15 protein-coding genes are annotated in these 14,106 nt (G+C 66.6%); 7 read left to right on the top strand and 8 right to left on the bottom strand.

All coding sequences use genetic code 11. The features are described 5' to 3' along the window. A partial coding sequence (locus ACIBX3_RS46585) for a transposase (protein WP_397127104.1) occupies window positions 1-443 on the bottom strand: 443 nt, incomplete at its 3' end. A gap of 14 nt (window positions 444-457) precedes the next feature. On the opposite strand from ACIBX3_RS46585, the gene ACIBX3_RS46580 reads away from it, so the two are divergent. Further along, window positions 458-1,615 (top strand): tyrosine-type recombinase/integrase, encoded by a 1,158-nt coding sequence (locus tag ACIBX3_RS46580; protein ID WP_397127103.1) that lies wholly within the window; start codon window positions 458-460, stop codon window positions 1,613-1,615. Between the two features lie 512 nt (window positions 1,616-2,127). Here the strand turns inward: ACIBX3_RS46580 and ACIBX3_RS46575 are convergent. After that, the gene (locus ACIBX3_RS46575) at window positions 2,128-4,365 is read right to left on the bottom strand and encodes a right-handed parallel beta-helix repeat-containing protein (RefSeq protein ID WP_397127102.1); all 2,238 of its coding nucleotides are present in this window, start codon (window positions 4,363-4,365) and stop codon (window positions 2,128-2,130) included. 1,021 nt (window positions 4,366-5,386) lie between these two features. Between ACIBX3_RS46575 and ACIBX3_RS46570 the strand changes: the two genes are divergently transcribed. The 4 genes from ACIBX3_RS46570 (at window position 5,387) to ACIBX3_RS46555 (ending at window position 7,822) form a co-directional block, all read left to right on the top strand. After that, window positions 5,387-5,764 (top strand): hypothetical protein, encoded by a 378-nt coding sequence (locus tag ACIBX3_RS46570; protein WP_397127101.1) that lies wholly within the window; start codon window positions 5,387-5,389, stop codon window positions 5,762-5,764. 499 nt (window positions 5,765-6,263) lie between these two features. Then, window positions 6,264-7,106, top strand: a complete 843-nt coding sequence (locus tag ACIBX3_RS46565) for a tyrosine-type recombinase/integrase (RefSeq protein ID WP_397127100.1) — start codon at window positions 6,264-6,266, stop codon at window positions 7,104-7,106. Between the two features lie 15 nt (window positions 7,107-7,121). Continuing rightward, a complete protein-coding gene (locus tag ACIBX3_RS46560; RefSeq protein WP_397127099.1) occupies window positions 7,122-7,430 on the top strand; it encodes a tyrosine-type recombinase/integrase in 309 nt (102 codons plus the stop codon). A 254-nt stretch (window positions 7,431-7,684) separates the two neighbouring features. After that, entirely contained in the window at window positions 7,685-7,822 is a 138-nt protein-coding gene (locus ACIBX3_RS46555) for a hypothetical protein (protein WP_397127098.1), read from the top strand. A 73-nt stretch (window positions 7,823-7,895) separates the two neighbouring features. Here the strand turns inward: ACIBX3_RS46555 and ACIBX3_RS46550 are convergent, their stop codons facing one another. Together ACIBX3_RS46550 and ACIBX3_RS46545 are read right to left on the bottom strand one after the other, a co-directional pair. Next, window positions 7,896-8,618: a hypothetical protein gene (locus ACIBX3_RS46550; protein WP_397127097.1), complete on the bottom strand. Its 723-nt coding sequence runs from the start codon at window positions 8,616-8,618 to the stop codon at window positions 7,896-7,898. Between the two features lie 14 nt (window positions 8,619-8,632). Further along, window positions 8,633-8,878, bottom strand: a complete 246-nt coding sequence (locus tag ACIBX3_RS46545; RefSeq protein WP_397127096.1) for a hypothetical protein — start codon at window positions 8,876-8,878, stop codon at window positions 8,633-8,635. Window positions 8,879-9,013: 135 nt separating this feature from the next. On the opposite strand from ACIBX3_RS46545, the gene ACIBX3_RS46540 reads away from it, so the two are divergent. Beyond that, entirely contained in the window at window positions 9,014-10,102 is a 1,089-nt protein-coding gene (locus ACIBX3_RS46540) for a helix-turn-helix domain-containing protein (RefSeq protein ID WP_397127095.1), read from the top strand. On the opposite strand, the gene ACIBX3_RS46535 is transcribed toward ACIBX3_RS46540, so the two are convergent. The 3 genes from ACIBX3_RS46535 to ACIBX3_RS46525 form a co-directional block, all read right to left on the bottom strand. Continuing rightward, window positions 10,014-10,277, bottom strand: coding sequence for a helix-turn-helix domain-containing protein (locus ACIBX3_RS46535; RefSeq protein WP_397127109.1), 264 nt, complete (start codon window positions 10,275-10,277; stop codon window positions 10,014-10,016). The two genes, ACIBX3_RS46540 and ACIBX3_RS46535, sit on opposite strands and share 89 nt — an antisense overlap. A 96-nt stretch (window positions 10,278-10,373) precedes the next feature. Then, window positions 10,374-11,090, bottom strand: coding sequence for a winged helix-turn-helix domain-containing protein (locus tag ACIBX3_RS46530; RefSeq protein ID WP_397127094.1), 717 nt, complete (start codon window positions 11,088-11,090; stop codon window positions 10,374-10,376). Window positions 11,091-11,129: 39 nt separating this feature from the next. Beyond that, complete coding sequence (locus ACIBX3_RS46525) at window positions 11,130-11,594, bottom strand: GntR family transcriptional regulator (protein ID WP_397127093.1); 465 nt, start codon at window positions 11,592-11,594, stop codon at window positions 11,130-11,132. 207 nt (window positions 11,595-11,801) lie between these two features. Here ACIBX3_RS46525 and ACIBX3_RS46520 point away from each other — a divergent pair, with 207 nt between their 5' ends. Next, on the top strand, window positions 11,802-12,416 hold the full coding sequence (locus tag ACIBX3_RS46520; RefSeq protein WP_397127092.1) for a hypothetical protein: 615 nt from the start codon (window positions 11,802-11,804) through the stop codon (window positions 12,414-12,416). 355 nt (window positions 12,417-12,771) lie between these two features. Here ACIBX3_RS46520 and ACIBX3_RS46515 read toward each other — a convergent pair whose 3' ends face one another. Then, window positions 12,772-14,097 (bottom strand): aspartyl protease family protein, encoded by a 1,326-nt coding sequence (locus ACIBX3_RS46515; protein ID WP_397127091.1) that lies wholly within the window; start codon window positions 14,095-14,097, stop codon window positions 12,772-12,774. Window positions 14,098-14,106 lie beyond the last annotated feature (9 nt).

The raw sequence follows: 14,106 nt of genomic DNA, 5'->3' as shown, positions 1-14,106 counted from the left end.
GAGATCTCCCCGGTCGTCAGGCCCTTGGCGGCCAGCGAGATGACCATCTCATCCACCCCCGACAGCCGCCGCTGCCGCTTGCGCACGATCTTCGGCTCGAAGCTGCCGTCCCGATCCCGCGGGACAGTGATCTCCACCGGCCCGACGTCGGTGATGACGGTCTTGGACCGGGTCCCGTTGCGCGAGTTGCCTGTCTCGCTGCCGGCGCGCTCGTGCTTGTCGTAGCCGAGATGGTCGGTGATCTCGCCCTCCAGGGCGGACTCCAGCACCAGCTTGGTCAGCCGGCCCAGCAGCCCGTTCTCACCGACCAGTTCCATGCCCTCGGCGCGGGCCTGCTCGACCAGCCGGCCGACGAGCTCGCGATCTGCGTCCTTGGGCTCCTTGCGTGCCACCGCGGCGTCCTCCAGGTCGATCTCCGTCGATGCCTGGATCACAGTACTCATCAGGTGCGTTCTCCTTGATCAGGAGTTACACCGAAAACCGTACAGTCCCCCGGGGCGGTTATGCCGACTCCGAGGAGGCCGCGGCCGCGGGCATGGCGCTGATCGTCTCCGACCGCGACGGCGCAGGGGCCGGATGCACGCTCGGACAGTGGCTGGCACGCTGGCTGGCCACCAAGGACACCCTCCGTCCGTCGACCCGGCAAGGCTATGCCACACACATCCGCCTCTACCTCATCCCGCAGTTGGGACGGATCCTGCTCCACCAACTCACCTCGTGCGACGTCAACGGACTGCTCGCGACGCTCGCGTCCCGTCCCTCGCCGACCGGCCGCCGACTGTCACCGGCCACCGTGGTGCGGATCCACGCCACCTTGCGGACCGCGCTGAACGCGGCGGTCCGCACCCGGCTGATCCCGGTCAACCCGGCCAACGGAGCCGAACTGACCCATCCCCGGCGACCGCATCCGGTCGTCTGGACCGCTGGGCGGACCGCCCGGTGGCAGCAAACAGGAGAACGTCCGGCAGTGGCGGTCTGGACCGAACAACAGCTCGCGGCGTTCCTGGCCGACGTCGCGCAGGATGGCATGTATGCCGCCTGGTGGCTGGCCGCGCTGCGCGGGCTGCGCCGCGGTGAGCTGGCCGGGCTGCGCTGGACGGACGTCGACCTGCAGGCTGCGGAATTGACGGTGGCGCAGCAGCGGGTGCACACCGACGGCCGGGGCGTGGCCGGGCCGCCGAAGAGCGCCGCCAGCTGCCGGGTGGTGGCCCTGGACGCGCAGACCGTACGGGTATTGACCCGCCACCGCGAGCGGCAAGAGAAGCTCAGCGCGACGGCGGGCACCCGCCGGCAGGACTCGGGCTACGTGTTCACCACCGCGGACGGTGCGCCGCTGCGGCCGGACTACCTCACCGGCCGGTTCCGCCGGCTGGTAGCCGCCTCCGGACACCCGCCGATCCGGCTGCACGACCTGCGCCATGGCGCCGCCGCCCTGGCGCTGGCCGCGCACACCGATCTGAAGGTGGTGCAGGCGATGCTGGGTCATGCCAGCATCGTGCTGACCGCCGACACCTACGTCTCGGTGCTGCCCGAGGTGGCCCACCACGCTGCCCGGGAGACCGCCCGGCTGGTGCTCACCGCCGCGTCCGCGCTGGGGCGGCCGCTGGACGGCTGACTCAGCTTTGCCTCATATTTGCCCCATGCCGCGCCAGCGCGCGGGCGCGGCTGGGGTTTCCGCTGGTGGAGAAGCGCGCCCTGCAGGATTCGAACCTGCGACCGTCGGATTAGAAGGAGGGGGTCCTTTGATGATGGTTCGTGCCGCCTCCGCGCACATTGCGTGTCCGGCAATACCGGGCTCTGACGACGCGTGACGGAGCATACGAGCACGCGTCGAGCCCGGCTGACACCCCAATACGATCACCACGGGAGGCGCCACGCTGAAGACCAGCCCCCAGCGCAGGCCGGCACTACGTATCGATGACGGTTGGCGTGCTCGGCGCGTGCTCCAACACTCGCGCACTCCGTCACACGCTCCAAGCGGTGTTTGGCGGCGTGACCCCGCTGCCGCTGAGCCGGATCGAGCGCCGCCAGGTCCTCGGCGGGCTGATCAACAAATACCGGCGAGGCGGTACTTCGAGCTTTGGAACGGCGGTTGGCGCCGAGATCGCTCTCAGCGCCAACCGCCGATCACGCGGCGTTGGTGATCCGCAGGTCGTCGAGGTACACGCTGTCGTTCGCCGTGCCCGAGCCGCCGTAGAACTCAAGCTGCACGGTCGCTGTCCCGTCGGGGGCCGTGACGTTGCCGGTCGCCTGCTGCCAACTGGCGGTCAACCCGTTCAGAGGCACCAGATCGGTCCGCAAGAGCGCTTGGCCGGCGTCGAACCACTTCATTCGGAGGGTCACCCCCGTGATGGCGCCGGCTCCCTGCCGCCCCCAGTAGCTGATGCGCTTACTACCGGCCTCGGCGGTAAAGCCCGGCCAGTTGGACAGTGCGATCCCCCAGCCCGAACCACTGGTAACCGTGACACACAGGCTGCCGGTTCCGGAATGGGCCTCTTGGGTGGACACGGCCACGTCGGCGGAGTACCAGGGTCGCCAATTGCCCACCGTCGGCCCCTCCCCGGCGGTGTCGGCGTCCACGAGGTTGGGTCCATCCGGGGGCGGGGTGTCGGACGGGGGGCCGACGGTGAAGTCGTCCAGGTACAGGAAGTCGCCCGTGCTCCCGGCGCCGTGCAGCGTTATCGAGGCCGTCGCGGTCCCGGCCGGCGCGTTGACGAGTTCGGACGCCTCCTGCCAGGTGGCGGTGAGTACGGGAAGCCTGACGTCATTGGTCTGAAGGATCGCCCCGGCGCGGTCCAGCCAGTTGACCCTCATGAACGGCTGGAGATTCGTACCCGATCCGAGCTTGCCCCACAGGCCGATCTTCTTGGGGCCCGGGTTCGTCCGGAAGCCCGGCCAGTTGCTGGTTCCTACTCCCCACCCGGACCCACTGGTCACGTCGACCCGGAGACCATACTTTCCGCCGTGGGCCGCGTCGGTGGAAAGCGTGGCCGTCTCCGAGTACCAGTCTTGCCACTTGCCCATCGACGTCCACAGCCTGGAGGTGTCCTCGTCCAGATCGCTGTACCCGATCGGCGCTCCGCCCGCGTCACCGTCGAAGGTGCTGCCGGCGTCCTGATTGAACGGCACGGCCCGCCACGAGTTGAAGGAGACCGTGTCGCCGTACCCCTTCGCGAACCGCCAGTCGCCGTGGTACTGGTTATCGCGGAACTTGTTGTTGTTCTTGTACATGACGTCATTCAGCACGCCCGCAGCGGTGTAGGGCGACCACGGAATGTCGTCGACGCCGGCAGCGATCAGCGCCTGCGCACCGCAGAAGGAGCCGGCGCACGGTACGACGGTCTTGTCGAAGCGGAACTCGTTGTTCCGAACCTCGATGTTCTTCGCGTGCCAGCGACAGTCGGTCAGGTACGGCTCGTTCTTGATGCTGGTGTAGCAGGGGTGGCTGCTGTTGATCGGGTTGGTGTAGGTCTTGTCGTACGGCTCCGGAATGTGCGTTGGCTTGACCAACGGCGTGCAGTACCCCGAGCTGGTGTTGCCGTTGGAGTTGCAGAAGCGGTCGGCGTTCTCGAAAATCGACACGCCGGAGAAGTTGTCCTTGATCAGGTTGTCGTAGATACGGATGGCGGCGGCGCCGCTCACCGTGCTGGCCAGGCGGGAGTCGCCGCCGGACTCCGACAGGTAGATGGCCGGACCGGGCGAGCCCTGGTTGCGCTGGCCGCTCACCCACGCGTTGCGGGTGATGGTGTTGTTGCGCATCGTGGCGTTGTAGCTGATCTCGTACCAGATGCCTTCACCGTTGTTGTGGTCGATGAAGTTGCCCTCGAAGAGGAAGTCGATGTTGTTGGTGTCCGCCCACAAGCCCGGACCCTTGTTGTCGTGCACGTAGTTGTTGGTGACCCGCGCGCCGTTGACATCCCAGAACTTGCCGCCGCCGGTGCAACCGCATCCCTTGACCCGGCTCTCCCAGTCGTCGGTGTTGTTGCCGACGATCTCGTTGTGGTCGAGAACGAGGTTCTTCTGGGACGAGTCGTTCTCCACCTGCGGACGGTAACCGCCGAAGCCGACCTGCCCGTTGTCCTTCAGGCAGTTGTACGACACGACGTTGTTGCTGCCGATGTAGATGCCGGCGCCATCGTTGTTGGAAATGGTGTTGTACGAGATCGTCCAGTTCGGGGCGGTGTCGTGGTTGACGACCCCTTCATTGAAGTTGCGGTTGTCGAGGGGGTCATCGAGGCCGAAGTTCTTGATGGTCAGGTACTTGATGGTCACATTCGGGACGTCGCCGACGAACGCATACTTGTTGAGCCTGCGGCCGTCCATGATCGCGCCAGGCCCGCCAATGAAGGTGGTGTTCGCAGCCACATTGATGTGACCGTATCTGTCGGTGCCGAATGTGTGCACTCCAGGCGCGAACCAGTACGTCGCACCGGACTGGCCGAAGTTGAATTTCTCGTTGTCCCCGGCCGGAACCGTGATGGCCCCCGCAGGCGGAGTGGACGGCCCGGTTAAGACGTCGTCGTTGCCACAGATCATGGCCGGCGCTGAGGTCGGCCATGGCGGATCCGCCGCCGCAGCAGCGGCATGGCCGGGAGATAACATGATCGCACTCGCGACCGGCAGTGCCGTCAGCACCGCCAGCACGGTCCGAGCAGAGATTGGGCGCGCTTTCACATCTTGCCTTTCAAGCTTGGAGCCTCCACCTCAGACATCGCTACGTTGCGGGGGGAGGGACCAGGACCATTGGTCTCTTCGTCGCCGAACGCGACTGTGGCCGCTAGAACCGATCGGCCGAGCAGCGACCGGCGAGGCGAGCGCAGCTCAACACGCTCCTTCCGGAAGCCGCCTGGAAGCAGAACGGATCTTGCAATCGGGCGCGAACTATACACTCGGAAATTTGCTCGTGTCGAGCAGAACAGATCGCCCCGCCACGCCCTCCGCGGTCATGGTCTGGACCCCCGCGCTGACCGCCGAGTACCTCGCCCACGCCCAGCGGCATGGCCTCCTCGCCCTCTTCCGCTGATCGCATGATCTGGTGACCCACGCGCACAGCGTCCATCGGACCTCAGGTGGCTGCGTAGTCCCGGTTATGTCCTCGCTCGTTTCGATCTGGTGAGGCTTCTGAGCTCGTGCTGACGGCCCAGGGGAGGCAGGCGCGTGAGCTCAGCAGGGGGAACTTTGAGCAGCAACGTGTCCGATGGCCTGATCAAGCGGCGCGAGAGCCGTTCGGGCACTTTACGGGACCGCTTCATGAGCGGGCGAAGCTGGTGCCTACGGAGAATCGCACCTTGGGCGCCCTCGCCAGAGCGTGAAGGGTGTCAATACTCCGTTCACGACCGTAAGCTGCGGGTCTGTCTTGGCTTCCTGGTCGGAGTCGGAGTCGGGCATGCTCGAGCTCGTGGCGCTCCGTCTCTTCTACCTAATCTTCTGCCGCGTCGTGGGCTGGCTGACGCTGCTGGCTCGTAGCGACGCGACTAAGAACATGGAGATCCTCGTACTACAGCACGAGGTCGCAGTGCTGCGCCGTCAGGTTGGCCAGCCAAGGCTGTCATGGGCCGATCGAGAAGTGCTGTCTGCGCTGGCCAGAGGCCTGCCGACGGTGCTGCGCGCCCACCGGCTGGTGACATCAGGGACGCTGCGGCGCTGGCACCGGTGCCTGATCGCACGTCACTGGACCCACCCGAACCGGAGGATGGGACGGCCTGCAACCGATCCCGCGGTCGTGGCGCTGATCCAGCAGCTGGCGCGGGAGAACCCTCGCTAGGGTTACGAGCGTATCCGTGGCGAACTGCGGCATCTGGGCCGCCGGGTCAGCGGTGCGACGATCCGCCGCATCCTGAAACGAGCGCGCTTGGGTCCGGCGCCGCAACGTGCCGACGACCGTTGGCGTGATTTCCTCCGCGCCGACGCCGCGAGCACGCTGGCTTGTGACTTCTTCACCGTGGACACCGTCACATTGCGCCGGTTGTACGTCTTCTTCGTGGTGGAGGTCGGCACCCGGTTCGTGCACGTGCTCGGCGTGACCGCCCGCCCTGAGAGGGCATGGGTTGCCCAGCAAGCCCGTAACCTTCTCGCTGATCTCAAGGACCATGCCGGCGCGTCTGTCGTCGCACACCGTGGGGGCGGAGGTGGGGCAAATGGCAAAGACTCGTGTGCAGGTCAGCAGGCGATGCGGCTGTGTGGATGCGGAAACGGGACGTCAGCGAGGCGTGATGTGTCCGCGTCTGCCGGTAGATGACGATCACGGCAGCTGGTATTTCGCGGTGCAGGTACGTGGTCTGGACGGGCAGCGGCAGCGCGTCCGCCAGGGCGGTTACGCCGACGCGGAGGAAGCGCAGGCGGCAGGCCGTGCCCTGGCCGCTGCCGACCACGAGGGCGCGGGAGCCGCCGGATGCACACTCGGGCAGTGGCTGGCACGCTGGCTCGCCAGCAAGGAGGTCCTGCGTCCGTCGACCCGGCAGGGCTACGCCACGCACATCCGCCTCTACCTCGTCCCGCAGTTGGGACGGATCCTGCTCCACCAACTGACCTCGCACGATGTCAACGGACTGCTCGCGGTGCTGGCTTCCCGTCCCTCGCCGACCGGCCGCCGGTTGTCGCCCGCGACCGTGGTGCGGATCCACGCCACCTTGCGGACCGCGCTGAACGCCCCGGTGCGCGCCCGGCTGATCCCGGTCAACCCGGCCAACGGAGCGGCGCTGCCCCGGCCGCGACGACCGCATCCGGTCGTCTGGACCGCTGGGCGGACCGCCCGGTGGCAGCAAACCGGAGAACGTCCGGCAGTGGCGGTCTGGACGGAACAACAGCTCGCGGCGTTCCTGACCGGCGTCGCGCAGGACCGCCTGTACGGCGCGTGGTGGCTGGCCGCGCTGCGCGGGCTGCGCCGCGGTGAGCTGGCCGGGCTGCGCTGGACGGACGTCGACCTGCAGGCCGCGGAGCTGACGGTGGCGCAGCAGCGGGTGCACGCCAATGGCCAGGTTGTGGTCGGGCCGCCGAAGAGCGCCGCCAGCTGCCGGGTGGTGGCCCTGGACGCGGAGACGGTGCGGGTGCTGATACGGCACCGTGAGCGGCAGGAGAAGTCGAGCGTGACAGCGGGGGCACGCTAGCGGGACTCGGGCTACGTGTTCACCACCGTGGACGGTGCGCCGCTGCGGCCGGATTACCTGACCGGCCGGTTCCGCCGGCTGGTGGCCGCCTCCGGACAGCCGCCGATCCGGCTGCACGATCTGCGCCATGGCGCCGCGACGCTGGCGCTGGCCGCGCGCACCGATCTGAAGGTGGTGCAGGCGATGCTGGGTCATGCCAGCATCGTGCTGACCGCCGACACCTATGTCTCGGTGCTGCCGGAGGTGGCCCACGAGGCTGCCCGGGAGACGGCCCGGCTGGTGCTGAACGCCGCGTCCGCGCTGGGACGGCAGCTCAGCGGCTGACTCAGCTTTGCCTCACATCTGCCCCACGCCATCATCAAGCGTGACCGCGGCGTGGGTCTCCGCTGGTGGAGAAGCGCGCCCTGCAGGATTCGAACCTGCAACCGTCGGATTAGAAGCCGGGATCTGACGGCGTGTGACGGGGCGTACGAGCACGCACCGAGCACGCTCACGCCATCGATCAACCAATCCAGAGATCCGCGTTTTGGGCATCACCGCCCACCCGACCGCGTCCTGGGTCACCTAGGAGTCTCCTGATGGACCGACAGAAGACTGGCCGTCAGGCGCGCATCCTGATCCGAGACCGGGACGGGAGGTTCCCCCTCATGCGGATGGACGAGATCCTCACCGTCCTCACCGGTATCCGGATGCCCGTCCTCCACGAGTACCGCTAGGCGGCTTGAGCTGTATGGATGAAGTTTTCGGCAAGCACACAGTCGCATCCATCCCACCCATGCGGTGAGAACTCTACTGATGGTGGGTCCTCGCGTACTCGTCTCTCCTGGCCTCGCATTCGGCGACCGGCGATGCGCGCCGGCAGGTCTGGTAAACCGCTGTCGCGGGCATGCAGACGTCCCCGCTGACGGTGACCCCCCAGGCATACCTGCAGTATTCGTATTCGATGTTTCCCTCGACGCAGATGCTCCGCCTCGTCACCACACCATTCGCGTCGGGGCTGCGGCAGTCGGCATAGATGGGGACTGCGTCCTTGCAGAGCAGTCCGGCCCCTCGGTAGACGCAGGCTTCGTGTACCGCGAGCGACTCACACTGCCGATCCGTTCTTCCGGCGAACCGGCAGCTCAGATAGGTCTTGGCGACATCGTCGGCGCCCGTGACACACGGCTTCCTGCCCCTTCCGACCACGTCAGCCTTTCGGCAGTCGGCGAGGAACGTCTTCAGGTCGCGGTCGAGGGCGGCGGCGCCTTTACAGGCTTTCCCCTTGAAGCCGGACGCCTTGCAGGACCGGTAGCGGGCTCGCGACACGCCCGGCGCGCGCAGCAGCGCGCCGCCGGTCCGGATCTGAACCCTTTCCCCCGCGGCCCCGGCCGCGACCCGCTGGTGAACCGGCGTGCCGGACCCGCCGGGCGGGCTGGGCACCGTGTAGAGAAACCCAATGCCCAGCAGGGCTATCAGCGCGATGCCGCCGTACAGCCCTGCCCGGATCCACTTCGAGCGTAGATTCCGCCTCAACGAGAGCCCCCCATTCAGGCAGGGCGGATGGAGTCGGTGCAGACGGAGCCTATATCGCCGGCGATATCGGTACAGACCCTCTTGAGAATGAGCCCGGTGCCGGGAGAGCTCAGGCGCGCCTTCTTCCAGCCGGCATTGAGATCGGCGTCCTTGTTCACCGTGTTGAGAATCTTGATCCCGTTGTCAATGAGTCCACAGACTGTGCCCGCCGCTGTCTCCGCCGGTTTGGCAACGGGTATGAAGGACAGGAAATCCTTCACCTGACAGACTGCGCCTGCCGATAATTGCATCCGCCCAGGTCATGACTCTGCGAGCGCTTCGCGTGGTGTACGCGAGCTCCGGTCACCCGGGAGACGGAAGCGCGTACGGCAGGATGATCCGCTGTGCTCCTTCGCTTGGCCTACCTGACCGTCACGAACGCGTTCGCCGCGCTGCGGTTGCTGCCCATGAGTGATCGGGACAAGGACGTGGAGATTCTCGTTCTGCGTCACCAGATCGCCGTCCTTGAACGCCAACTCGGCGCTGACACCAGAGTGAAATTCGCGCCCGAGGACCGGGCCTTCCTTACCGCGCTTCTGACCTCGCTGCCGCGCGAGGTCCTACGCCGACTGCGGCTCCTCGTCCGGCCGGACACCGTCCTGCGCTGGCACCGCGACCTGATGCGACGGCGCCATGCCCGTACCTGCCGCCCGAAGCGGCCTGGCCGCCCGCCTACCGTCCAGTCCATCCGCGCTCTCATTCTGCGCCTGGTTCGGGAGAACCCGAGCTGGGGCTACCGGCGGATCCACGGAGAGCTCACCACGCTCGGCATCAAGGTCGCACCGTCCACGGTCTGGGAGATCCTCAAGCAGGCAGGTCTTGACCCGGCGCCCGAACGGGCATCCAGCACGTGGGCCGACTTCCTGCGCTCCCAAGCCGACGCCCTATTGGCCTGCGACTTCATCGAAACCGTCACCTTGAACGGGCAACGCCAGTACATCCTGGCCGTCATCGAACACGCGAGCAGGCGGGTCCGCGTGTTGGGCACCACCGCTCATCCGACCGCCGACTGGGTCATCCAAACAATCAAAAATCTCGTGATGGACCTGGAAGACGCGGGCTGCCGGGCGCGCTATCTGATCCGCGATAGGGATGGGAAGTTCCCGGCCCTTATGGACGAGATCCTCACCGACGCCGGCATCCAGACCGTACTCACCGGTATCCGGATGCCGCGCATGAACTCGATCATGGAGCGGTGGGTGCAGTCATGCCGCCGTGAACTCCTCGATCGCTGCCTCCTGTGGAACGAACACCACCTGCGGCACGCTCTTCGCGAGTACGAACTGTTCTACAACTGGCACCGAGCCCACCAAGCCCTGAGCCAAGCAGCTCCGCAACGCACCGTCCCCGATCCGATCACAGATCCCGAGCAAATTGTCGACCTGAACATCCACCAACGAGACCGGCTCGGTGGCGTCCTCCACGAGTACTCACATGCCGCTTGACCTGCATGGATGGAATTTTCGGCAGGCGCAGGGTGAGCTCACCCGCGGTTGCATAGCTGTTGACGCCACGCTCGATGCGAGAAACCTTCGACGCGCTCCACTTCAGGCGGTCTGCTACCTGGCCGCACGTCATATTGACGGATTCACGCAGGCCGGTCAGCCTGCGGCCGAGCATGACCAGCCGGAGCGGAGGGCTGATCCGCGAATCAGGCATGCAGAGATTCTCCCAGGCCGAAAGCCCGAACGTGATTCCAACAGCACCGTTTGTATACTAATTATCGCGCTTGGGCCATTTATCCGATTTAGCGGCAAATGTTCCCTTATGCGGGACCGTGTACGCCCAGCCCTGCTCACGCAGCAACGCCACCGCCGCACGCACCGTCAGCTTCGACACCGCATACTCCCGCTCCATCTCCGACTCGGACGGCAACATCACGTCCGGGCCGAACTCGCCCGCTCGGATGCGCTCGGCCACCGCGGCAGCCACCTTCTCCGTCAACGTGGGCGGCCGCCGGCGCGGCGCACTCTCGGGGCCGACGAACCGGCCTTCACGGCCTCGCGAGTAGATCAACCCTTCCTCGCGCAGGGTCCGCAAGCTTGAGCGGACCAGCGCGGACGATACCCCGTAGGTTTCCATCAGCTCGCTCTCAAGCGGGAGCTGGTCTCCCGGCCTCAGGAGGCCTGAAGCGATCTGCTCGCGGATGTCGGCCACGAGCCGCTGGGAGGCGGGCATCGGCGGCTTCGCATTGGCGCCCTTGCCGGCGACAAACGTCCCGACGCCGGGCACCGTCGTCACCGCACCTTGTTCGCGAAGCCGATGCAGCGCCGAGCGCACCGCTGCACGGCCGACTCCGTGCTCGGCTTGCATCTCGGGTTCGGTGGGCAACTGATCGCCCGGCTTCCACCGTCTTGCCTTGATGCCGTCGAGGACCGCCGCGGCGACGCGCTTACTCGGGGCGTCCGCGCTGTCCGCACGAGGGTTGATCATGCGCCAACGATATCGCGCTATGCGATGGGAGTACACCTATTAAGAAGGAGGACGGGGGTACGTACCACGCCCAGCGACGGTGTAGACCAGGCCGCGCTCCCGCAGCAGCGCCAGTGCTCGCCGCACGGTGCCCTTGGCGACGTCATACTGCTGCGCAAGCTGCGTCTCGGACGGCAGCGGCATGTCCTGCTCGAAGCCGCCGGCTGCGACCTTCGCCGCCAGGTCGTCGGCGATCGTCTGGAACACCCAGCCCGAGCGGGCCTCGCGCGGCGCCTTCTCCGGGCCTACGAACGAGCCTTCGCCCCGCACGGTGTAGATGGCGCCCGCCTCGCGCAGCTCCCGAATCGCATGCCTGGCGGTGATCCGCGCAACACCAAACTCCGACATCAGCGCGGCCTCGGACGGCACGAGCGCACCCGGCCGCAGTTCTCCGCTGTCGATCCGCTTGCGCAGCACGTCGGCGAGCTGGCGGTAGAGCGGCACGGGCCCGCGAGGATTGAGCACGCCCGAACGCTAGATGTCCCAGTACGTGCCGCCATCGACGACTACGTTCATCTGTAAGATCTAGTCCTATTGATAAACGGATTAGAACAAGTGCTATAGCGCTACTGTAGGCGTATGCAATACGCGTCCTCGCGAAACCCCGGCACATGTGGATCACCCGATCCACCGCCACCTGAACAGAAGCCGGGTTACACCGTTATCCCCTACGTGATCGCCTACGCCAACGAACTGGTGACCGATCCGATCGAGTTCGAGCCGTACGCGGGTAAGCTGCGCCTGACCTACAAAAAACCCAAGGTCGGCGACTGGATCAAAGCCCCATCGGCGAAATCCTGGGAACCCGGCATCCTCCGCGCCCGAATCCGCGATCTACGCGACCACCCGGCCAAGCGCGGTCCGGAACGCATGAAGAAGCTGCACGTGCGCCGGCAGTGGCGGTGCATGGACAAGCTGCTGTGCCAGGTGTGCGCTCATCCCGCGGCCGACCCTGTATCGGGCCTGATGTCGTGGCTGCTACCGGCGACCGCGTTCGAGCGCACGGGCCCGCAGAGCGGACGCACCAACGCACCGCCGACGTGCTGGGGCTGCATCCCGAAGGCGATGGAGGAGTGCCCCATGCTCCTCAGCAGCGTCAGCCTGTGCACCGTGAAACAGGTCAGGCCGGCCGGGGTGCTGGCCGACATGTACCGGCCCGGCCTCCTTCGTACTCTCGAGCCGACCGGTCTCAACGTGTTCGTGGCCTGGGACGACTATCAACGCCACCGCTATGCGCTTGCCACATCGCAGGTGATCGAACTGCACGGCATGCGGTCGGTGGCCTAGACAGCCCGGCCCCCGAGTGTGTCGCCGCCAAAGTCCCTCGGGAGCTGGGCGCAAGCAGAAGGCCCCAACCGGTCAGTGATCCGGTTGGGGCCTTCTCGCGCGATACATGCAGATTCGATCGCGACAGCAATCTACCTGGGGTGCCGTTAAGAACCATGCGATGAACCGCCAAACCGCGCCTGAGCTGGGACACGACTCGCTGGGCTCCGGCCGCGCATGGCTACTGCGGCGCCCGGGACACTACCTGGTACGGCACCGGGCGAGGGGGTGGGGGCGTCTGGTCCGCCCTTACCCCGTCGCCCGTAGAAGCCGGCAGCTCCAGGTAGCTCCTATGACGCCCGTGTAGTTGCGGCGATCAGGTGGCCGGACCGCGGGCGACGTAGAGGTTCATGTCGGTGAAGTCGAGGGTGACGTTGTTGGGCTTGTGGAAGCTGTGGAAGAAGGCGGCCGGCACGTCGAACCCGTTGGGGGCAAGCGGCGAGTTTGGGTTCGTGAAGCAGTAGATGCCGTTGGCGGCGACGTCGCCGAGGCGCATCTCCTTCGGGTAGCAGGGGTAGGCGACGGCTGGGTGGCTGCTGGCAAAAGTCTCGACCGGGCGGTCGTGGTCGATGCGGATCTGCAACTGCTTGGCCGTTTCCCCTTTCACGATTCCGGCGACCTCGCTGTGTCCGCCGAAGAGCACGCCCACCACCCCTGTGCCGGAGCCGGCGACGCCGGCGACGCTGCCCCTGCTGTGCAGCCCGTGCTCGCGGGCCAGCCACATCGGCAGAGGCTCGGCACCTGCCCGTTGGGCGGCGGCGCGTACCTTGCCGGCCGTTTCGGGGGTGCGGCGGCGCAGGATCAGCTGCCGGCCTGCGTAGTCGAAGGTGGTCAGGAAGTGGTAGAAGACCCACATGCCGATCATGCCGTCGCTGTCGGTGTCGACATCTCCGCCCGACTCCCACTCCATCCACGACACGGGGAGGTTGCGCAGTTCGATGCCGCCCAGCTTGAACGACTCCAGCACCCCCCCGTACCGCCATACTCTGCCGTTCAAGTAATCCATCTTCGAACTGACGACGGGGCTCAGCCCGGCCTCCTTGGCCACCGTCGCCGACACCTGCAGTTCCGGGGCGCCGGTGTAGAACGTGAAGCGCTTTAGCGGTCCGCCGTTGACTGAGACCCCCTCTACCAGCGGCTTGGGGTCCATCTGCGTCAACGACACCTGCGCGATGTCGCCGTGGATCTGATACGGCTCGCCGCGGAACGCCGCGAACAATTTGGCGGAGCCTTCGTTCCCGGCTGCTTGCCAGTGCGGTGCGGAGAGGGCGAGTTTGTCCTGCCGGATGTAGCAGTCGGCCAGGAACCGGTTGGCGTCCTTGTCATCAGGCGCCAGCTCGATGGCCATCTTGAGGTATCTCTCGGCGTCGGGAAACTTGTTGGACAGCAGCCCGACATAGCCGCGCTGGCGGGCCGCGTGCACGTTCTTGGGGTCAGTTTTCAGGATCTTCTCGTACGCGCGGCCGGCCTGCTCGAACTTGCCGGCTTTGAACAGCGCGTCCGCGTCAGCGCGGCCGGCCAGCGCCGTGGCCGCCCCGCCCAGCAGCGGCGCCGTCGCGGCGGCACCGGCCAGCACCGCGGCGCCCCGCAACACCGAACGCCGGTCCCACTGCCTGCCATCAGCTTGCCTGTCATCAGCCACATCTGCTCC

Source organism: Nonomuraea sp. NPDC049480, assembly GCF_044465905.1.
Taxonomy (GTDB): Bacteria; Actinomycetota; Actinomycetes; order Streptosporangiales; family Streptosporangiaceae; genus Nonomuraea.
This window is presented reverse-complemented; position numbering and strand designations above follow the sequence as displayed.